Annotated in this window: 15 protein-coding genes, 1 tRNA gene, 2 rRNA genes and 1 other annotated feature; of the genes, 8 read left to right on the forward strand and 10 right to left on the reverse strand. The window is 53.9% G+C overall.

The window, feature by feature from the left end; all coding sequences use genetic code 11:
* Positions 1 to 7: 7 nt before the first annotated feature.
* The 6 genes from OKF39_RS17910 to rluD all read right to left on the reverse strand — a co-directional run bounded on the left by OKF39_RS17910 (position 8) and on the right by rluD (position 9631).
* Positions 8 to 2910, reverse strand: a 23S ribosomal RNA gene (locus OKF39_RS17910).
* Positions 2911 to 3092: 182 nt separating this feature from the next.
* Positions 3093 to 3168 (reverse strand) — tRNA-Glu (locus OKF39_RS17915).
* An 85-nt stretch (positions 3169 to 3253) separates the two neighbouring features.
* A 16S ribosomal RNA gene (locus tag OKF39_RS17920) occupies positions 3254 to 4793 on the reverse strand.
* The 16S and 23S rRNA genes sit together here with 1 tRNA gene alongside, the layout of an rRNA operon.
* 426 nt (positions 4794 to 5219) lie before the next feature.
* A complete protein-coding gene (gene clpB / locus OKF39_RS17925) occupies positions 5220 to 7793 on the reverse strand; it encodes an ATP-dependent chaperone ClpB (protein WP_028014114.1) in 2574 nt (857 codons plus the stop codon).
* Between the two features lie 129 nt (positions 7794 to 7922).
* Positions 7923 to 8654, reverse strand: coding sequence for a purine nucleoside phosphorylase YfiH (gene yfiH, locus OKF39_RS17930; RefSeq protein WP_479983215.1), 732 nt, complete (start codon positions 8652 to 8654; stop codon positions 7923 to 7925).
* Entirely contained in the window at positions 8651 to 9631 is a 981-nt protein-coding gene (gene rluD, locus OKF39_RS17935) for a 23S rRNA pseudouridine(1911/1915/1917) synthase RluD (RefSeq protein ID WP_028014116.1), read from the reverse strand. The genes yfiH and rluD overlap by 4 nt, the downstream gene beginning before the upstream one ends.
* Before the next feature lie 131 nt (positions 9632 to 9762).
* On the opposite strand from rluD, the gene bamD reads away from it, so the two are divergent.
* The 4 genes from bamD to pheA all read left to right on the forward strand — a co-directional run bounded on the left by bamD (position 9763) and on the right by pheA (position 12530).
* Positions 9763 to 10500 (forward strand): outer membrane protein assembly factor BamD, encoded by a 738-nt coding sequence (bamD, locus tag OKF39_RS17940; protein WP_023308867.1) that lies wholly within the window; start codon positions 9763 to 9765, stop codon positions 10498 to 10500.
* A 268-nt stretch (positions 10501 to 10768) separates the two neighbouring features.
* Positions 10769 to 11110, forward strand: coding sequence for a ribosome-associated translation inhibitor RaiA (gene raiA / locus OKF39_RS17945; RefSeq protein WP_003863162.1), 342 nt, complete (start codon positions 10769 to 10771; stop codon positions 11108 to 11110).
* Positions 11111 to 11213: 103 nt separating this feature from the next.
* Positions 11214 to 11339, forward strand: a sequence feature (Phe leader region).
* Positions 11215 to 11262 (forward strand): pheA operon leader peptide PheL, encoded by a 48-nt coding sequence (gene pheL, locus OKF39_RS17950; protein ID WP_100249759.1) that lies wholly within the window; start codon positions 11215 to 11217, stop codon positions 11260 to 11262. (Overlaps the previous feature by 48 nt.)
* 30 nt (positions 11340 to 11369) lie before the next feature.
* Entirely contained in the window at positions 11370 to 12530 is a 1161-nt protein-coding gene (gene pheA / locus OKF39_RS17955) for a bifunctional chorismate mutase/prephenate dehydratase (RefSeq protein WP_028014117.1), read from the forward strand.
* On the opposite strand, the gene OKF39_RS17960 is transcribed toward pheA, so the two are convergent.
* From OKF39_RS17960 to aroF, 3 genes are read right to left on the reverse strand one after another with little or no spacing between them, the layout of a single operon-like run.
* Complete coding sequence (locus tag OKF39_RS17960) at positions 12527 to 13399, reverse strand: SMP-30/gluconolactonase/LRE family protein (RefSeq protein WP_248071207.1); 873 nt, start codon at positions 13397 to 13399, stop codon at positions 12527 to 12529. The genes pheA and OKF39_RS17960 overlap by 4 nt on opposite strands.
* Positions 13400 to 13459: 60 nt before the next feature.
* Positions 13460 to 14581 carry a bifunctional chorismate mutase/prephenate dehydrogenase gene (tyrA, locus tag OKF39_RS17965; protein WP_028014119.1) on the reverse strand — a complete coding sequence of 374 codons (1122 nt, stop codon included), beginning with the start codon at positions 14579 to 14581 and terminating at the stop codon, positions 13460 to 13462.
* Between the two features lie 10 nt (positions 14582 to 14591).
* The gene (gene aroF / locus OKF39_RS17970) at positions 14592 to 15662 is read right to left on the reverse strand and encodes a 3-deoxy-7-phosphoheptulonate synthase AroF (protein WP_045260858.1); all 1071 of its coding nucleotides are present in this window, start codon (positions 15660 to 15662) and stop codon (positions 14592 to 14594) included.
* Between the two features lie 213 nt (positions 15663 to 15875).
* On the opposite strand from aroF, the gene OKF39_RS17975 reads away from it, so the two are divergent.
* The 4 genes from OKF39_RS17975 (at position 15876) to OKF39_RS17990 (ending at position 18651) form a co-directional block, all read left to right on the forward strand.
* Positions 15876 to 16250, forward strand: a complete 375-nt coding sequence (locus OKF39_RS17975) for a DUF2799 domain-containing protein (RefSeq protein WP_248226020.1) — start codon at positions 15876 to 15878, stop codon at positions 16248 to 16250.
* A 228-nt stretch (positions 16251 to 16478) separates the two neighbouring features.
* Positions 16479 to 16940 carry a regulatory sequestration protein YfiR gene (yfiR, locus tag OKF39_RS17980; RefSeq protein ID WP_370528543.1) on the forward strand — a complete coding sequence of 154 codons (462 nt, stop codon included), beginning with the start codon at positions 16479 to 16481 and terminating at the stop codon, positions 16938 to 16940.
* The gene (gene dgcN, locus OKF39_RS17985; protein WP_232948883.1) at positions 16933 to 18153 is read left to right on the forward strand and encodes a diguanylate cyclase DgcN/YfiN; all 1221 of its coding nucleotides are present in this window, start codon (positions 16933 to 16935) and stop codon (positions 18151 to 18153) included. Before yfiR ends, dgcN begins: the two co-directional genes overlap by 8 nt.
* Before the next feature lie 12 nt (positions 18154 to 18165).
* The gene (locus OKF39_RS17990) at positions 18166 to 18651 is read left to right on the forward strand and encodes an OmpA family protein (RefSeq protein WP_479983216.1); all 486 of its coding nucleotides are present in this window, start codon (positions 18166 to 18168) and stop codon (positions 18649 to 18651) included.
* 2 nt (positions 18652 to 18653) lie between these two features.
* Here OKF39_RS17990 and OKF39_RS17995 read toward each other — a convergent pair whose 3' ends face one another.
* Positions 18654 to 20024 carry a PepSY-associated TM helix domain-containing protein gene (locus OKF39_RS17995; protein WP_479983217.1) on the reverse strand — a complete coding sequence of 457 codons (1371 nt, stop codon included), beginning with the start codon at positions 20022 to 20024 and terminating at the stop codon, positions 18654 to 18656.
* Positions 20025 to 20057 lie beyond the last annotated feature (33 nt).

Raw genomic sequence — 20057 nt, forward strand, 5'->3', positions numbered from 1 at the left:
GCGTTGTAAGGTTAAGCCTCACGGTTCATTAGTACCGGTTAGCTCAACGCATCGCTGCGCTTACACACCCGGCCTATCAACGTCGTCGTCTTCAACGTTCCTTCAGGAGACTTAAAGTCTCAGGGAGAACTCATCTCGGGGCAAGTTTCGTGCTTAGATGCTTTCAGCACTTATCTCTTCCGCATTTAGCTACCGGGCAGTGCCATTGGCATGACAACCCGAACACCAGTGATGCGTCCACTCCGGTCCTCTCGTACTAGGAGCAGCCCCCCTCAATTCTCCAGCGCCCACGGCAGATAGGGACCGAACTGTCTCACGACGTTCTAAACCCAGCTCGCGTACCACTTTAAATGGCGAACAGCCATACCCTTGGGACCTACTTCAGCCCCAGGATGTGATGAGCCGACATCGAGGTGCCAAACACCGCCGTCGATATGAACTCTTGGGCGGTATCAGCCTGTTATCCCCGGAGTACCTTTTATCCGTTGAGCGATGGCCCTTCCATTCAGAACCACCGGATCACTATGACCTGCTTTCGCACCTGCTCGAGCCGTCACTCTCGCAGTCAAGCTAGCTTATGCCATTGCACTAACCTCCTGATGTCCGACCAGGATTAGCTAACCTTCGTGCTCCTCCGTTACTCTTTGGGAGGAGACCGCCCCAGTCAAACTACCCACCAGACACTGTCCGCAACCCGGATTACGGGTCCACGTTAGAACACCAGCCATTAAAGGGTGGTATTTCAAGGACGGCTCCACGCAGACTGGCGTCCACGCTTCAAAGCCTCCCACCTATCCTACACATCAAGGACCAGTGTTCAGTGTCAAGCTATAGTAAAGGTTCACGGGGTCTTTCCGTCTTGCCGCGGGTACACTGCATCTTCACAGCGAGTTCAATTTCACTGAGTCTCGGGTGGAGACAGCCTGGCCATCATTACGCCATTCGTGCAGGTCGGAACTTACCCGACAAGGAATTTCGCTACCTTAGGACCGTTATAGTTACGGCCGCCGTTTACCGGGGCTTCGATCAAGAGCTTCGCGTTGCCGCTAACCCCATCAATTAACCTTCCGGCACCGGGCAGGCGTCACACCGTATACGTCCACTTTCGTGTTTGCACAGTGCTGTGTTTTTAATAAACAGTTGCAGCCAGCTGGTATCTTCGACTGATTTCAGCTCCGTCCGCAGGGACTTCACCTACATATCAGCGTGCCTTCTCCCGAAGTTACGGCACCATTTTGCCTAGTTCCTTCACCCGAGTTCTCTCAAGCGCCTTGGTATTCTCTACCTGACCACCTGTGTCGGTTTGGGGTACGATTTCGTGTTACCTGATGCTTAGAGGCTTTTCCTGGAAGCAGGGCATTTATCACTTCAGCACCGTAGTGCCTCGTCATCACGCCTCAGTGTTAAAGTGAACCGGATTTGCCTGGAACACACACCTACACGCTTAAACCGGGACAACCGTCGCCCGGCTGACATAGCCTTCTCCGTCCCCCCTTCGCAGTAACACCAAGTACAGGAATATTAACCTGTTTCCCATCGACTACGCCTTTCGGCCTCGCCTTAGGGGTCGACTCACCCTGCCCCGATTAACGTTGGACAGGAACCCTTGGTCTTCCGGCGAGCGGGCTTTTCACCCGCTTTATCGTTACTTATGTCAGCATTCGCACTTCTGATACCTCCAGCATGCCTCACAGCACACCTTCAACGGCTTACAGAACGCTCCCCTACCCAACAACACATAGTGTCGCTGCCGCAGCTTCGGTGCATGGTTTAGCCCCGTTACATCTTCCGCGCAGGCCGACTCGACCAGTGAGCTATTACGCTTTCTTTAAATGATGGCTGCTTCTAAGCCAACATCCTGGCTGTCTGTGCCTTCCCACATCGTTTCCCACTTAACCATGACTTTGGGACCTTAGCTGGCGGTCTGGGTTGTTTCCCTCTTCACGACGGACGTTAGCACCCGCCGTGTGTCTCCCGTGATAACATTCTTCGGTATTCGTAGTTTGCATCGGGTTGGTAAGCCGGGATGGCCCCCTAGCCGAAACAGTGCTCTACCCCCGAAGATGAGTTCACGAGGCGCTACCTAAATAGCTTTCGGGGAGAACCAGCTATCTCCCGGTTTGATTGGCCTTTCACCCCCAGCCACAGGTCATCCGCTAATTTTTCAACATTAGTCGGTTCGGTCCTCCAGTTAGTGTTACCCAACCTTCAACCTGCCCATGGCTAGATCACCGGGTTTCGGGTCTATACCCTGCAACTTAACGCCCAGTTAAGACTCGGTTTCCCTGCGGCTCCCCTATACGGTTAACCTTGCTACAGAATATAAGTCGCTGACCCATTATACAAAAGGTACGCAGTCACACCCGAAGGTGCTCCCACTGCTTGTACGTACACGGTTTCAGGTTCTTTTTCACTCCCCTCGCCGGGGTTCTTTTCGCCTTTCCCTCACGGTACTGGTTCACTATCGGTCAGTCAGGAGTATTTAGCCTTGGAGGATGGTCCCCCCATATTCAGACAGGATACCACGTGTCCCGCCCTACTCTTCGAGTTCACAACCTGTGCATTTTCGTGTACGGGACTGTCACCCTGTACCGTGCGACTTTCCAGACGCTTCCACTAACACACAAGCTGATTCAGACTCCGGGCTGCTCCCCGTTCGCTCGCCGCTACTGGGGGAATCTCGGTTGATTTCTTTTCCTCGGGGTACTTAGATGTTTCAGTTCCCCCGGTTCGCCTCGTTAACCTATGTATTCAGTTAACGATAGTGTGTCGAAACACACTGGGTTTCCCCATTCGGACATCGACGGGTCAAAGGTTCATATCACCTCGCCGTCGCTTTTCGCAGATTAGCACGTCCTTCATCGCCTCTGACTGCCAGGGCATCCACCGTGTACGCTTAGTCGCTTAACCTCACAACCCGAAGATGTTTCACTTCTGATTGCGAAAATTTGAGAGACTCGAACACACCTTAAAGATGTGTCGTTTCAATTTTCAGCTTGATCCAGATTTTTAAAGAGCAAATATCTCAAACATGACTCGCAAGTCAGTTTTGAGATATGACGGCAGGTGACTTTCACTCACGAACCAGCAAGTGGCGTCCCCTAGGGGATTCGAACCCCTGTTACCGCCGTGAAAGGGCGGTGTCCTGGGCCTCTAGACGAAGGGGACACTGAAGTCTCAATCGCAAGACGCCTTGCTTTTTACTTTTCATCAGACAATCTGTGTGAGCACTACAAAGGCAGGTTCTTTAAGGTAAGGAGGTGATCCAACCGCAGGTTCCCCTACGGTTACCTTGTTACGACTTCACCCCAGTCATGAATCACAAAGTGGTAAGCGCCCTCCCGAAGGTTAAGCTACCTACTTCTTTTGCAACCCACTCCCATGGTGTGACGGGCGGTGTGTACAAGGCCCGGGAACGTATTCACCGTGGCATTCTGATCCACGATTACTAGCGATTCCGACTTCATGGAGTCGAGTTGCAGACTCCAATCCGGACTACGACGCACTTTATGAGGTCCGCTTGCTCTCGCGAGGTCGCTTCTCTTTGTATGCGCCATTGTAGCACGTGTGTAGCCCTACTCGTAAGGGCCATGATGACTTGACGTCATCCCCACCTTCCTCCAGTTTATCACTGGCAGTCTCCTTTGAGTTCCCGGCCTAACCGCTGGCAACAAAGGATAAGGGTTGCGCTCGTTGCGGGACTTAACCCAACATTTCACAACACGAGCTGACGACAGCCATGCAGCACCTGTCTCAGAGTTCCCGAAGGCACCAAAGCATCTCTGCTAAGTTCTCTGGATGTCAAGAGTAGGTAAGGTTCTTCGCGTTGCATCGAATTAAACCACATGCTCCACCGCTTGTGCGGGCCCCCGTCAATTCATTTGAGTTTTAACCTTGCGGCCGTACTCCCCAGGCGGTCGACTTAACGCGTTAGCTCCGGAAGCCACGCCTCAAGGGCACAACCTCCAAGTCGACATCGTTTACGGCGTGGACTACCAGGGTATCTAATCCTGTTTGCTCCCCACGCTTTCGCACCTGAGCGTCAGTCTTTGTCCAGGGGGCCGCCTTCGCCACCGGTATTCCTCCAGATCTCTACGCATTTCACCGCTACACCTGGAATTCTACCCCCCTCTACAAGACTCTAGCCTGCCAGTTTCGAATGCAGTTCCCAGGTTGAGCCCGGGGATTTCACATCCGACTTGACAGACCGCCTGCGTGCGCTTTACGCCCAGTAATTCCGATTAACGCTTGCACCCTCCGTATTACCGCGGCTGCTGGCACGGAGTTAGCCGGTGCTTCTTCTGCGGGTAACGTCAATCGATAAGGTTATTAACCTCACCGCCTTCCTCCCCGCTGAAAGTACTTTACAACCCGAAGGCCTTCTTCATACACGCGGCATGGCTGCATCAGGCTTGCGCCCATTGTGCAATATTCCCCACTGCTGCCTCCCGTAGGAGTCTGGACCGTGTCTCAGTTCCAGTGTGGCTGGTCATCCTCTCAGACCAGCTAGGGATCGTCGCCTAGGTGAGCCGTTACCCCACCTACTAGCTAATCCCATCTGGGCACATCTGATGGCAAGAGGCCCGAAGGTCCCCCTCTTTGGTCTTGCGACGTTATGCGGTATTAGCTACCGTTTCCAGTAGTTATCCCCCTCCATCAGGCAGTTTCCCAGACATTACTCACCCGTCCGCCACTCGTCACCCGAGAGCAAGCTCTCTGTGCTACCGTTCGACTTGCATGTGTTAGGCCTGCCGCCAGCGTTCAATCTGAGCCATGATCAAACTCTTCAATTTAAGTTTGATGCTCGTGAATTAAACTTCGTAATGAATTACGTATGTTCACTCAGAGACTTGGTATTCATTTTTCGTCCGAGGACGTTAAGAATCCATGTCACTTTGAGTGCCCACACAGATTGTCTGATAAATTGTTAAAGAGCAGTGCCGCTTCGTTTTCGCTGCGGCGCGGGGTGTGCATATTACGCTTTCCCGCTTCAGAGTCAAGCGTTTATTTTGCTTTTCTCTGCTGACCCGGCGGCGTGTGTGCCGTTGTTCCGTGTCAGTGGAGGCGCATTATAGGGAGTAATTCCGAAGCTGCAAGGATAAAGTGAAAATTATTTACTGACTGCTCACTTTCCAGGCAAAACGCATCCCAGACCTCAATTTTCGCCTGGTTTTTAAACAAAAACGAGCCGCTTGCGGCTCGTTTTTGCGTTTTGTGACTTACTGCACTGCCACAATACGATCGTCGTTGGCTTCCAGACGGATAACTTTGCCCGGAATCAGTTCTCCGGAGAGGATCTGCTGCGCCAGCGGGTTTTCGATCTGCTGCTGAATAGCACGTTTCAGTGGACGCGCACCATAAACCGGATCGTAACCATTCTCGCTCAGCAGCTTCAGCGCATCGTCGGAGATGTGAATTTCATATCCACGCTCTTCCAGACGTTTGTACAGACGCTGCAGCTGGATCTGCGCAATCGACGCAATGTGTTTCTCACCCAGAGGATGGAATACCACCACTTCGTCAATACGGTTAATGAACTCCGGACGGAAGTTATGGCTCACCACACCGAGCACCAGATCCTTCATATGGCTGTAGTCCAGCTCACCGAAACGTTCCTGAATCAAATCGGAACCCAGGTTCGAGGTCATGATGACGACCGTATTACGGAAATCGACCGTTCTCCCCTGCCCGTCTGTCAGACGACCATCATCCAGCACCTGAAGCAGGATGTTGAACACATCCGGATGCGCTTTTTCCACCTCATCCAGCAGGATGACGGAATAAGGACGCCGGCGCACCGCTTCGGTCAGGTAGCCGCCCTCTTCATAACCAACATATCCCGGAGGCGCACCGACCAGGCGCGAGACGGAGTGTTTCTCCATGAACTCGGACATGTCGATACGCACCATCGCATCGTCGCTGTCGAACATAAAGTTTGCCAGCGCTTTACACAGTTCGGTTTTACCGACACCGGTCGGCCCCAGGAACAGAAACGAACCGATCGGGCGATTTGGGTCGGACAGCCCTGCACGGCTACGGCGAATAGCGTTGGAGACCGCTTCAACCGCCTCGTCCTGACCAATCACCCGCTGATGCAGATCCTGCTCCATACGCAGCAGCTTATCGCGTTCGCTTTCCATCATGCGCGCCACCGGAATACCGGTCCAGCGAGCGAGCACTTCGGCAATTTCGGCATCCGTCACTTTATTACGTAACAGACGCATGGTTTTGCCTTCAGACTGCGTGGCGATCTCAAGCTGTTTCTCCAGCTCAGGGATTTTGCCGTACTGCAGTTCAGACATACGTGCCAGGTCACCCACACGGCGAGCCTGCTCAATGGCAATTTTGGCCTGTTCGAGTTCCGCTTTAATGGTCTGCGTGCCAGAGAGGGAGGCTTTCTCGGCTTTCCACTCTTCTTCCAGCTCAGAATACTGGCGCTCTTTATCGTCCAGCTCTTCATTGAGCATATCCAGGCGTTTCTTACTGGCTTCATCAGACTCTTTTTTCAGCGCCTGCTGTTCCAGCTTGAGCTGAATGATGCGGCGGTCGAGTCGGTCCAGTTCTTCCGGCTTCGAGTCAATCTGCATACGAATGCTCGACGCCGCTTCATCGATCAGGTCGATTGCTTTATCAGGCAACTGACGATCGGCGATATACCGATGCGAAAGCGTCGCCGCCGCAACGATGGCCGGGTCAGTAATCTGTACATGGTGGTGCAGTTCATAACGCTCTTTCAGACCACGCAGGATCGCGATGGTATCTTCAACGCTTGGCTCAGCAACAAACACTTTCTGGAAGCGACGTTCCAGAGCGGCATCTTTCTCAATGTACTGACGATACTCATCAAGCGTAGTGGCACCGACACAGTGAAGTTCACCACGCGCCAGCGCAGGTTTCAGCATGTTCCCGGCATCCATTGCGCCGTCAGCTTTACCGGCCCCGACCATGGTGTGCAGTTCGTCGATAAACAGAATGACGTTGCCTTCCTGTTTCGCCAGGTCGTTCAGCACGCCTTTCAAACGCTCTTCAAACTCACCGCGGTATTTCGCCCCGGCCACCAGCGCGCCCATATCCAGCGCCAGTACGCGGCGGCCTTTCAACCCTTCCGGCACTTCACCGTTTACGATACGCTGCGCAAGCCCTTCAACGATGGCGGTTTTACCGACCCCCGGCTCACCAATCAGTACCGGGTTGTTTTTGGTACGACGCTGCAGTACCTGAATCGTACGGCGGATCTCTTCGTCACGGCCGATAACCGGGTCAAGTTTGCCCTGCTCGGCACGTTCGGTCAGATCGACCGTAAATTTCTTCAAAGCCTGACGTTGGTCTTCGGCTCCCTGATCGTTCACGCTTTCACCTCCGCGCATTTTCTCAATCGCCTGAGTCACATTGGCGGTGGTCGCACCGGCAGATTTCAGCAGGTCGGTCAAGGTACCGCGTGATTCAAGCGCCGCCAGAACAAAGAGCTCCGACGAAATAAAGTTGTCCCCACGTTTTTGCGCCAGCTTGTCGCAAAGGTTCAGCACGCGCACCAGATCCTGCGACGGTTGAACGTCGCCGCCGGTACCTTCTACCTGCGGTAAACGGCTCAGCGCCTGATCGATATCGGTGCGTAACTGGCCAGCATTAATGCCAGCAGACGTTAATAAAGGACGTACCGATCCCCCTTCCTGATTCAGCAAGGCGCTCATTAAATGAAGAGGTTCGATGAATTGGTTGTCGTGCCCCAGTGCAAGGGACTGGGCATCGGCGAGAGCAAGCTGGAATTTATTAGTAAGACGATCCAGACGCATAACTCCTCCCATAACAGGTCAAATTTGCTACTGGAGATTAAATGAGGTCATCCCTCAATTATTCAAGGTTAATGACCTGAATTATGTGAAAAGAAAACGGCACGTGCCGGATCGTCTTGATTCTTTAGGTTATATCAGCCAAATGAAACTTGCCATACGACCCGTCGTCTTGTCGCGGCGATAGGAGAAAAAATCACCCTTTTCGGTGAACGTACAGCGATCGCCGCCGAAGATCTGCGTTACGCCAATATTATTCAGACGCTGGCGGGCAAGCTGGTAAATATCCGCCAGATATTTTTCCCCGGCAGGCAGGAAGGCCTCAATGGCTTGCGGATCTTTTTCCATGAATGCTTCGCGAACCTCCGGCCCCACTTCAAAAGCACGAGGGCCAATCGCCGGACCTAGCCAGGCCATGATATTGGCGGGTTCATCATTGAAGCAGGCGACGGTCTCTTCCAGCACGCCCTCGCATAAGCCACGCCAGCCCGCGTGCGCTGCTGCCACCTCCGTACCGGCACGGTTACAAAACAGAACCGGCAGACAATCGGCGGTCATTACGGCACAAACCGTACCCGGCGTATTACTGTAAGAAGCATCGGCGCGTTTGGAAGCGTAAGGTTCTCCCGTCAGCTTCAGTACCGCTTTGCCGTGAACCTGCTCCAGCCAAACCGGTTTCGACGGCAGATTTCCCGCAGCAAACAGACGCGTGCGGTTCTCTTCAACGTGTTCCAGGCTGTCGCCACAGTGTGCGCCGAGGTTTAAAGACTCCCACGCGCCCTGGCTCACGCCGCCAATACGGGTCGAACTACAGGCGGCCACGCCTGCAGGCAGCGGCCACTCCGGGACAATCAGTTTGGTCATAACCAGTCCACTTGATCCTTATGTTCTTCGAAATCGGCACGCATGGCATCAATGAGTTCCACCATATCCTGCGGGATAGGCGCATGCCATTCCATCTGGATACCACTGATCGGGTGATAAAGACGCAGCATGGTCGCGTGCAGCGCCTGACGATCGAATTTACGCAGTACGCTGATGAACTCATCCGACGCGCCTTTTGGCGGACGCGGACGACCGCCGTACACCTGATCCCCCACCAGCGGATGGGTAATGTGCGCCATGTGAACGCGGATCTGGTGAGTACGACCGGTTTCCAGGCGCAGGCGCAGACGGGTATGAATACGGAAGTGCTCCATAATGCGATAGTGCGTCACCGCCGGTTTACCCATCGGATGCACCGACATATGGGTACGTTTCGTCGGGTGACGGCTGATCGGCTCTTCTACCGTGCCGCCAGCGGTCATGTGTCCAATCGCCACCGCTTCATATTCGCGAGTAATCTCACGCAGCTGCAGCGACTCCACCAGACGGGTCTGAGCGGGAACGGTCTTCGCCACCACCATCAGACCGGTGGTGTCTTTATCCAGACGGTGAACGATGCCTGCACGTGGGACATCCGCAATCGGCGGATAATAATGAAGAAGTGCGTTAAGTACCGTACCGTCTGGATTCCCTGCGCCCGGATGAACAACCAGGTCGCGCGGCTTGTTGATCACCAGAATGTCATCATCTTCATAGACGATGTCCAGTGGGATATCCTGCGGCTCGAAGCGGATTTCCTCTTCGATTTCAGCATTGATGGCAACAGCTTCCCCACCAAACACTTTCTCTTTTGGTTTGTCCCAGATCTTGCCGTTTACCAGCACGCGCTGGTCAAGGATCCATTCTTTTATACGTGAACGCGAATAATCAGGGAACAATTCGGCCAAAGCCTGATCTAAGCGTTGACCGAGCTGATTTTCGGAGACTGTTGCGGTGAGTTCTACTCGTTGTGCCATAAACTGCTTCTTTGTTTAACGTTGGGTTTTACGGCTTTGCCGTTTAATATAGTGTGCTATTGTAGCTGGTCTTAATCGGGAGCAGGAACAGAGTTTCTCCCGGACAAACATTTGAGGAAAGTCAAAACGTCATGACGCGCATGAAATATCTGGTGGCAGCGGCCACGTTGAGCCTGGCTTTGGTGGGCTGCTCCGGTTCGAATGAACAGGTCCCTGACAATCCGCCGAATGAAATCTATGCGACTGCACAACAAAAGTTGCAGGACGGTAACTGGAAACAGGCGATAACGCAACTGGAAGCGTTGGATAATCGCTATCCATTTGGTCCGTATTCGCAGCAGGTACAGTTAGATCTTATCTACGCCTACTACAAAAATGCCGATCTGCCGCTGGCTCAGGCAACTATCGATCGTTTCATGCGTCTGAACCCGACTCATCCTAACATCGACTACGTCATGTACATGCGCGGCCTGACCAACATGGCGCTGGACGACAGCGCCCTGCAGGGCTTCTTCGGCGTAGATCGCTCCGACCGTGACCCGCAGCATGCGCGCGACGCCTTCAATGACTTCTCCAAGCTGGTGCGCGGCTATCCGAACAGTCAGTATGTCACCGACGCGACCAAACGTCTGGTGTTCCTGAAAGATCGTCTGGCGAAATATGAGTACTCCGTTGCGGAATACTATACCCGCCGTGGCGCATGGGTTGCTGTGGTTAACCGCGTAGAAGGTATGCTGCGTGATTACCCGGATACTCAGGCAACGCGTGACGGCCTGAAGCTGATGGAAAATGCTTACCGTCAGATGCAGATGACCGCTCAGGCTGAAAAAGTGGCGAAAATCATCGCCGCGAACAGCAGCAACACGTGATAGCGTTTCAATGCAAAACGGCAGCCCGAAGGCTGCCGTTTTTTTATTCAATTCAGACATCCGCTGAAGCGCTTTAGCCTCAACACATCCCGTCAACTATGACCGCAATTCGTACCTTCCACAAGGTAAATCTCATCTCTTCCTGCCCTGCCTCACAAAAAAGATTCCCTGACAAAAACCGACAAAATAACGTGATCTAAATCACACATTTTGACATTAGGTCGGGTATGCTGGAATCACCAAGACGGAAAGACAAGAGGTAAAATTTATGACAATGAACATTACCAGTAAACAAATGGAAATTACTCCGGCAATTCGCCAGCACGTCGCAGACCGTCTCGCCAAACTGGATAAATGGCAAACACATTTGATTAATCCACATATCATCCTGTCCAAGGAGCCCCAGGGTTTCATCGCTGACGCAACTATCAATACTCCAAACGGCCATCTGGTCGCCAGCGCAAAACATGAGGATATGTACACCGCAATCAACGATTTGATCAACAAGCTGGAACGGCAGCTCAATAAAGTGCAACACAAAGGTGAAGCCCGTCGCGCCGCAACGTCGGTGAAAGACGCCAGCTTCGCGGAAGAAGTTGAAGAAGAGTAATCCTTTAAATTGAGTGTACCGCCAACGCGCCTTCGGGCGCGTTTTTTATTGACAGGGTGAAAACAGTACGGGTACTTTAACGGTATCAATCACAGGATGACTTTATGAAACTTACGCCGTTCTTCTTCGCATTCTTTTTTACCTTCCCCTGAACGGGAGGCGTTTCGTCGTGTGATAAAGAATGCGAAGACGAACAACAAGGCCTCCCACACCGGGGGGCCTTTTTTATTGATAACGATAAAATGAGACAGGCAACACTATGACACCGGAAAACCCGTTACTGGATCTGCGAGTAAAAATCAGCGCGCTGGATGAAAAATTACTGGCGCTGCTGGCCGAACGTCGCGCCCTCGCCGTTGAAGTGGGCAAAGCTAAGCTGGACTCCCATCGTCCGGTCCGTGACATCGACCGCGAGCGGGATCTGCTGGAACGTCTCATCCAGCTCGGCAAAGCGCATCACCTCGATGCCCACTACATCACCCGGCTGTTCCAGCTCATCATCGAAGATTCCGTTCTGACCCAGCAAGCGCTACTCCAGCAGCATCTCAATAAAACCAACCCGCACTCGGCGCGCATCGCCTTCCTCGGGCCTAAAGGCTCCTACTCTCATCTGGCCGCACGCCAGTATGCCGCACGTCATTTTGAAGAGTTTATTGAGAGCGGCTGCGCAAAATTCGCCGATATTTTTAACCAGGTTGAGACCGGCCAGGCGGATTACGCCGTCGTGCCGATTGAAAACACCAGTTCCGGTGCCATCAACGACGTCTACGATTTACTGCAGCACACCAGCCTGTCGCTGGTCGGCGAGCTGACGATCCCTATCGATCACTGCGTGCTGGTCTCCGGTTCAACGGACCTGAACACGATCGAAACGGTCTACAGCCATCCGCAGCCTTTCCAGCAGTGTAGCCAGTTCCTGAACCGCTATCCGAACTGGAAAATTGAGTACACCGAAAGCACCTCGGCGGCAATGGAAAAAGTAGCGCAAGCCAACTCCCCAACCGTTGCTGCGCTCGGCAGCGAAGCGGGCGGCGCGCTGTATGGCTTACAGGTTCTGGAACGCAATCTTGCTAACCAGACGCAAAACATCACCCGCTTCGTGGTGCTGGCCCGCAAGGCAATCAACGTGTCAGACCAGGTGCCGGCGAAAACCACGCTGCTGATGGCGACCGGCCAGCAGGCGGGCGCGCTGGTAGAAGCCCTGCTGGTGCTGCGCAACCACAATTTGATCATGACCAGGCTGGAATCACGCCCAATCCACGGTAATCCTTGGGAAGAGATGTTTTACCTCGATATCCAGGCCAACCTGGAATCTGCATCCATGCAGAAAGCCCTGCGCGAACTGGGTGAAATTACCCGTTCAATGAAAGTGCTGGGCTGCTATCCGAGCGAAAACGTCGTCCCGGTCGATCCAAGCTAGCATTCGATAAAACGGCTTTTCTTCATCCCTGCCACATTAACCGGCAGGGTGAAGACGGCTCCGGAAAGCGGATACTTCGCCACCTCCTCCGCATCCATATTTTCCCGCGTGGTGGTAATGAACAGCGTTTTCATATCATCGCCGCCAAAGCAGACCATCGTTGGGCAACGCACCGGCATGCGGTATTCTTCCAGTTGCTCCCCTTGTGGAGAAAAACGCGCGATACGCCAGCCGTCAAACTGCGCGCTCCAGTAGCAGCCTTCCACATCCATCGCCGCACCGTCCGGTATCCCCTCGCCCTCTTTAAACTGACGAAACACCTCACGCCTGCCGGGTTCACCCTGTTCATCAAGCGGGGTACGGAAGATCACACCGTTGGGCGTGTCTGAGGTAAACATCCACTGCTTATCCGGGCTAAACGCCAGGCCGTTGTGCCCGTGGATATCGCACTGGATCACCTTCGGCGTCAGGTCGTTGTCGATGCGCATCAGCAGCGCGCCGTTGTAATCTCCCGGCCCCCAGAACGTGCCCGCATAGAACCGGCCCTGATGGTCGGTGCCCCCATCGTTAAAACGTGCGAGTTGCGGGTTAGAGGGGTTATCACACACCTTGCGCTGCAGGAGCCCATGCTTATCGGCAAGCCAGATGCCGTTGCGCATAGCGACGATAAAGCCGCCTCGCTCACGCAGGGCAAAGCAGCCCACCTCTTCATGGAAGGAAAGCACGGTATGTTCCCCCGTCGGCAGGTGGTAGCGGTGGATCTCCCCTTCCAGAATATCCGCCCAGTAAAGCGCATTTTCTTCTGCGCTCCACGTCGGGCATTCGGGCAGATGCCCGGTGTAGTTCAACAGCAGCTGCGGTTCAGCCATGACAGTTCCCCAAAATGAAAAAAGCCAGCATTGCTGGCTTTCAGTATATACATCATTGGATTACTGGCGACTGTCATTTGCCTGGCGCAACAGCGTGCGGCTTTCACTCTGGAAACGCGTGGCGTAATCGCCGAACCAGTGCTCCACTTTGCGGAAGCTGTCGATAAACGCCTGCTTGTCTCCGTGCTCCAGCAGCGTAATGGCTTCGCCAAAGCGCTGATAGTAGCGCTTGATCAGCGCCAGGTTATTTTCAGACGACATGATGATGTCGGCGTAAAGCTGAGGATCCTGCGCAAACAGACGCCCGACCATCGCCAGCTCAAGACGATAGATCGGTGAAGAGAGCGCCAGCAGCTGTTCAAGCTGCACGTTCTCTTCCGCCAGATGCAGGCCGTAGGCAAAGGTCGCAAAGTGGCGCAGCGCCTGAATGAACGCCATGTTCTGATCGTGCTCGACCGCGCTGATGCGGTGCAGCCTCGCGCCCCAGACCTGAATCTGTTCCAGGAACCATTGATAGGCTTCAGGCTGACGGCCGTCGCAGTAAACCACCACCTGCTTTGCCAGGCTGCCGCTGTCCGGGCCAAACATCGGGTGCAGCCCGAGCACCGGGCCCGTATGCGCAGCCAGCATCGCCTGCAGAGGACCGTTTTTAACGGAAGCCAGATCCACCAGAATGCAGTCTTTTGGTAAAGGAGGAAGCTTCCCGATGATCTGCTCCGTCACGTGGATCGGCACGCTGACGATAACCATTCCGGCATCTTTCATCAGTTCCGGTGCTTGTGCCCAGTCCTCTTTTTCCAGAATGCGCACCTGATAGCCAGAAAGCGTCAGCATTTTCTCGAACAGACGCCCCATCTGCCCTGCTCCGCCAACAATCACCACCGGACGCAGGGACGGACAGAGAGTTTTAAAGCCCTTGTCGTTTTCGCTGGAATAGGATTCCCGCATCACGCGACGCAGAACATCTTCAATCAAATCCGGCGAAACGCCCAGCGCCTGCGCCTCTTTACGACGGGAGGCCAGCATTGAGGCTTCGCGCTCCGGGACGTAAATCGGCAGGCCGTATTTGCTTTTCACCTCACCGACTTCGGCAACAAGCGCCATGCGGCGTGCCAGCAGGTCCAGCAGCGCCTTATCCACTTCATCAATTTGATCGCGCAGTGCGGTCAATTCAGCAACCATAACTACCCTCTTAAACCAGACGCGTCGCCAGCTGGCCGCTTAAATCTTTATGGATCTCACGCAGCAGCGCATCGGTGGTTTCCCAGCTGATGCAGGCATCCGTCACGGAGACGCCGTGCTTCATCGCGCTGCGCGGCTGTTCTGATGACTGATTACCTTCATGAATATTGCTCTCAATCATCAGGCCGATAATCGAACGGTTTCCGTCTTTGATCTGTGCGACCACGGATTCCGCAACCGCTGGCTGGCGACGGTAATCTTTATTCGAATTACCATGACTGCAATCTACCATCAGTGCCGGACGCAGTCCCGCCTGTTCCATCTCTTTTTCACACTGCGCCACGTCCGCAGGGCTGTAGTTTGGCGCTTTACCGCCGCGCAGGATCACATGACCGTCCGGGTTGCCCTGCGTTTGCAGCAGGCACACCTGGCCCGCCTGGTTGATCCCAACAAAGCGGTGCGGCATGGCGGCGGCGCGCATGGCGTTGATCGCCGTCGCCAGGCTGCCATCGGTACCGTTTTTAAAGCCAACCGGCATCGACAGGCCAGACGCCATCTCACGGTGGGTTTGCGATTCAGTCGTACGCGCACCAATTGCGGACCAGCTAAACAGATCGCCCAGGTATTGCGGGCTGTTTGGATCCAGCGCTTCGGTTGCCAGCGGCAGCCCCATGCTGACCAGTTCCACCAGCAGGCGACGCGCAATCTTCAGGCCTGCTTCCACATCAAACGAGCCATCCATGTGCGGATCGTTGATCAATCCTTTCCAGCCAACCGTCGTGCGTGGCTTTTCAAAATAGACGCGCATCACCAGGTAGAGGCTATCGCTGACCTCCTCCGCTAATGCTTTAAATCGACGCGCATACTCAATGGCGGTTTCAGGATCGTGAATAGAGCAAGGACCACAAACCACCAGCAGGCGCGGATCGCGGCCAGCGATAATGTCAGAAATGGTCTGGCGAGAGTGCTCGATCTGAGCCTCCTGCGCGGCGCTCAGCGGAAACTCCGCTTTCAGTTGATCCGGGGTAATCAAAACCTGTTCGTCAGTGATATGTACGTTGTTCAGCGCGTCTTTTTGCATGATAGCGATCCTGTAAAGCTCGTTTGCGATAGTTGTTTTCCTCAGTGAGGTGAAACCACGATACCATAAAAAGTAAACATTTCAATCCAAAATGCGTACATATTAGTTTACAGTCGCACAATAGAGGCAAAAATCAGCCGCTAAAATCGTAAACTTTAAATTACACTCTAAATTTCTTCCGCCAGGCTATGCTGAAGAAAAAGGAGAAGGGTTATGCGATCGATTGCTTTCGTCCTGCTGTCGCTGTTTTTATCGGGATGTCAGATTAATCCTTACACTTTCCAGCCCAACTGGACGAGCCCGGACTGGTTCAGCGCGGGTAAAGAAGACGCCATAAATGGCCTGCCGGTTAAAGATAACCAGACCCTGGCCGATAGTTTTAACGACCCCCACGTCGATCGTAATGAATATCTTCGCGGCTATGCTGATGGTCAGAAGAAAGTGTGTGAAGAAGGCTTTATTCATGCATGGGGATTAGCGGGCAAATCTTATCCAGCCAGTTGTGATGCTGTTGAAAATGCAGCGAAACTGCATGCGTCATGGCAAAAAGGAATGGATGAAAGTATGCGTTCCAGCAGGCTTAATTAAGTCTGCTTTTATTCTTTGGAAAATAAACAACTGTAGGATTTAGCTTAGGTCAGCCATGGGCTATTTCTGACATAATGACGGTTCTGATAAACAATGGTATTCTGCCCGCAACTCTTAAGGACATCTATTTCCGGAGCGGTACGGCGGATTCTGGTGAGAAATTTATACTTGAACTCTTTGTTCCGACTCACTCTGGTGCTAATGCTGTTCCTTATGGTGGGCCCGGCGATGGCAGGCGCGCTCTCGGAGACAGATAAATCGGTACGTTCTATTGTCTCAGGCATAGTGAGTTATACGCGATGGCCGTCGCTTTCCGGTCAGCCTAAACTCTGCATCTATGCCACTTCTCACTATACGCACGCGCTCAGCGAAAACCAGGGGCATAACGAGTTACCTTATACCCCCGTTATTGTACGTAACGATCGGGAAGCCCTGGCCGCGACATGCGATGCTGTTTATTTCGGGACTGAACCACCTGCGAAACAACTTGAATTAATAAGTCAATATCAGGGCAGAGCATTGCTATTAATCTCAGAGCAAAATCCGGAATGTGTTATTGGCAGCGCCTTTTGCCTGATAATCGATCGTGGCCAGGTGCGATTTTCCGTCAATCTGGATGCGTTGACACGCAGTGGCGTCAGGGTTAACCCGGATGTATTGATGCTTGCACGGAATAAGCAGCATGGATAAAGATTTCATCTCGACGCAGCGTCCGACCTTTAAAAGAACGCTGAGGCGAAACAGCATGATAAGCGTCATCATCACAATGACGTTAATATGGCTGTTGCTCTGTTTTGCCTCGGTCGTAACATTAAAACAATACGCGCAAAAAAATCTCGAATTAACCGGCGCCACAATGAGCCACAGCCTTGAAGCCTCTCTGGTTTTCAACGATTCACTGGCGGCCAATGAAACGCTCGCTGCGCTGGGTAAGCAGGGGCAGTTTGCCGCAGCAGAAGTCATCAACGGGCATAAAAAGCGCTTTGCCTACTGGTCCTGGAACCCGAAGGATAATAACGACACGCTGGGGGCGCTGGTCAGCCGCTGGCTTTTCCCCGTTCCGGTTGCGCAGCCCATCCTGCACAACGGCGCGAAGATAGGTGAAATACGTCTTACCGCGCGTGACAGCCTTATCAGCCATTTCATCTGGATGTCGTTTGCCGTCCTCACCGGCTGTATTCTTTTTGCAACCGTCGTCGCGCTCACCATTACCCAGTCTCTGCACCGCGGCATGGTCACTGCGCTGCAAAATATCACCGACGTTGTGCATGACGTCCGCACCAATCGCAACTTTTCCCGTCGGGTGAAAGATGGGCGCATTGAAGAATTCCATCAGTTTGGAGAAGACTTCAACAGCCTGCTGGACGAGATGGAGGAGTGGCAGCTTAAGCTCCAGGCGAAAAACGCTCAGCTGCTTCGTACCGCCATGCACGACCCGCTCACCGGTCTTGCTAACCGCGCTGCGTTTCGTAACAGTATTGCGGCATTAATGAATGACCCCTCGGCAAAAACAAACTCGGCCCTGCTCTTTCTCGACGGTGATAATTTTAAGTTTATTAACGACACCTGGGGACACGCGGCAGGAGACTGCGTGCTGATTGAAGTCGCCAGCAGGATGATGGAATTTGGCGATAAACGCCATCAGTCCTACCGCCTTGGCGGTGACGAATTTGCCATGGTGCTGTACGGGGTGCATTCTGAACCAGAGGTTCAACACATTTGTGCTGCGCTAGCGCAGCAGTTTATCCGTCCGTTTGATCTGCATAACGGACAAAAAGCATCGATGTCACTCAGCATTGGCTTTGCTCTGGCGTGGGAAAATGCTTCCGTGGAAGCATTACTGGAGAGGGCTGACCGCAACATGTACCAGGTTAAAAACCAGCGTACGAAAACAATAAGTTAGAAAGGATACACTATGTTAAAACGTTACTTCGCGCCGTTAGTTATGGCCTCACTGGTTCTGGCAGGCTGTCAGTCGCCGCCCCAGGGCAAATTTACTCCTGAGCAAATCGCGGCGATGAAGTCATACGGTTTTAACGAACTGAACGGCGACTGGTCGCTTGGTATGTCGGACACCATCCTCTTTGATAAGAATGACGCCAGACTGCGTCCGGAAAGTGAAACACAGATCCAGTCCATGGCCTCTCGTCTGGCGAAAACTGGCCTGAATCACGCGCGAATGGACGGTCATACGGATAATTACGGTGAAGCAAGCTACAACGAAGCCCTGTCGTTAAAACGCGCCAATGCCGTGGCCGACGCCTGGGCGAAAGGCGCGAATATCCCGCGCAGCAATCTCACCACCCGGGGATTAGGCCAAAAATATCCGATTGCGAGCAACAGCACCACACAAGGGCGCGCTGAAAACCGCCGGGTGTCAGTGGTGATCAGCGCGCCATAGGATTATTTAGCGGATGATTCGGTGAGCGACACGCCTGTTGCCGCTCGCCAGCGCAGCCAGTCAATCAGAACAAACAGCGCCAGACTCACGCCCATCACCGGCAAAGCCAGCCCCAGCAGTGCGCTGATGACCACGGTAACACCTCTTCCCCACCCTGACAGCGCCAGCCAGCTCTGAGTAAGCGTCTGCACCGGATTCATTGCCGACTGTGCCGGACGACGCATCCACCACATCCGGTATCCCCAGATGATAAGCACGCACAGGGCAAGGCCGAAAGCAACGAGCAGCAGCTGATTCACCAGCCCGAATAAGATCCCCATATGGAAATCCACGCCCCAGCGGGTCAGTTTTGCCATGAGCGGGAAGTCCTCGAATCGGGTTCTGTCGAGGATCTGCATCGTACCGGGATCAACCGCAACGGCGTCCACCTGAGTCGGCCAGCTGCGGTCGATTTCCGTCACTGTCCATGCGCGATCCATTGTTTTCGCCGGGCGGATCTCCAGCCTGTTGGCATCAATCCCCGCTTTACGCGCCGCGCTTAACACACCGTCAAACCGAGTCAGATCCATCGCCATTTCCGGCATCACCATTCCGCCGTGATGGCCACGGTGTTCGGCGTGCTCATCCACGCTCTCCGGCACGCCGGATAGCGTCGTATTCACCTGCGGGGTTAGCCAGTTCAACTCAGCGCGCAGCTTATCAACATTCCCCCCCGCCCACTGGGACCAGGTCAGGCCGGTTGCAGAGAAGAGCAGCATGCCCCCCAGTAATATCCAGCCGAGCGTCACATGCACCCGACGGCGGTTCTGGAAGCGATTGTTAATCCGGCGTTTTGGTCGGGTATAAAACCACAGGGCAATCCCTCCCAGTGCGGCCACCCACATCCAGGAAGCGGCCAGTTCGCTATAGAGCCGCCCGATATCGCCCAGCATCAGAGAGGTATGCAGATAATCAATGGTCTGACGCAGCGGTAAAATCCCGCTGGTGCCGTACACCGTCATATCCCCCCGCACCGCCAGGCTTACCGGATCGATAAAGATCGCCCGGTTTTCCGAAGGCCCCAGCGTCCGGTCAGCAAACATCACGCGGGTGGTTTCACCTTCAACCAGCCCCGGGCGAACGGCGTGCAAACGCAAATCTGAGCCAACGGCCTTTTCCGCCGTGGCGATTTGTTCCGCCAGCGGCTTCGGCTCGCCCACGGAATCCGTATGGAGCGCGTGCCGGTAGAGCGCATTCTCGAGCTGCGGGGTCGCCACGTACAGCGTACCGGTCAGCGCGGCGAAGAAGATAAACGGGCCGACAAACAGCCCGACGTAGAAATGGAGGCGACGCAGCAGGTTTCCCCATGCCGCGCGCGAGGTGCAGGTAGTCATACTTTTCCTTTTTAAGGCAAAAAGTTATCGATT

Source organism: Enterobacter cloacae complex sp. HYC042_NIDB (assembly GCF_056673315.1).

Bases quoted from the DNA above. Each gene is read 5' to 3' on its own strand.
- rluD (WP_028014116.1), bottom strand. From the start codon at position 9,631: ATGGCACAACGAGTAGAACTCACCGCAACAGTCTCCGAAAATCAGCTC.
- clpB (WP_028014114.1), bottom strand. From the start codon at position 7,793: ATGCGTCTGGATCGTCTTACTAATAAATTCCAGCTTGCTCTCGCCGAT.
- tyrA (WP_028014119.1), bottom strand. From the start codon at position 14,581: ATGGTTGCTGAATTGACCGCACTGCGCGATCAAATTGATGAAGTGGAT.
- bamD (WP_023308867.1), top strand. From the start codon at position 9,763: ATGACGCGCATGAAATATCTGGTGGCAGCGGCCACGTTGAGCCTGGCT.
- aroF (WP_045260858.1), bottom strand. From the start codon at position 15,662: ATGCAAAAAGACGCGCTGAACAACGTACATATCACTGACGAACAGGTT.
- OKF39_RS17975 (WP_248226020.1), top strand. From the start codon at position 15,876: ATGCGATCGATTGCTTTCGTCCTGCTGTCGCTGTTTTTATCGGGATGT.
- raiA (WP_003863162.1), top strand. From the start codon at position 10,769: ATGACAATGAACATTACCAGTAAACAAATGGAAATTACTCCGGCAATT.
- dgcN (WP_232948883.1), top strand. From the start codon at position 16,933: ATGGATAAAGATTTCATCTCGACGCAGCGTCCGACCTTTAAAAGAACG.
- OKF39_RS17960 (WP_248071207.1), bottom strand. From the start codon at position 13,399: ATGGCTGAACCGCAGCTGCTGTTGAACTACACCGGGCATCTGCCCGAA.
- OKF39_RS17995 (WP_479983217.1), bottom strand. From the start codon at position 20,024: ATGACTACCTGCACCTCGCGCGCGGCATGGGGAAACCTGCTGCGTCGC.
- yfiR (WP_370528543.1), top strand. From the start codon at position 16,479: ATGGCAGGCGCGCTCTCGGAGACAGATAAATCGGTACGTTCTATTGTC.
- OKF39_RS17990 (WP_479983216.1), top strand. From the start codon at position 18,166: ATGTTAAAACGTTACTTCGCGCCGTTAGTTATGGCCTCACTGGTTCTG.
- yfiH (WP_479983215.1), bottom strand. From the start codon at position 8,654: ATGACCAAACTGATTGTCCCGGAGTGGCCGCTGCCTGCAGGCGTGGCC.
- pheA (WP_028014117.1), top strand. From the start codon at position 11,370: ATGACACCGGAAAACCCGTTACTGGATCTGCGAGTAAAAATCAGCGCG.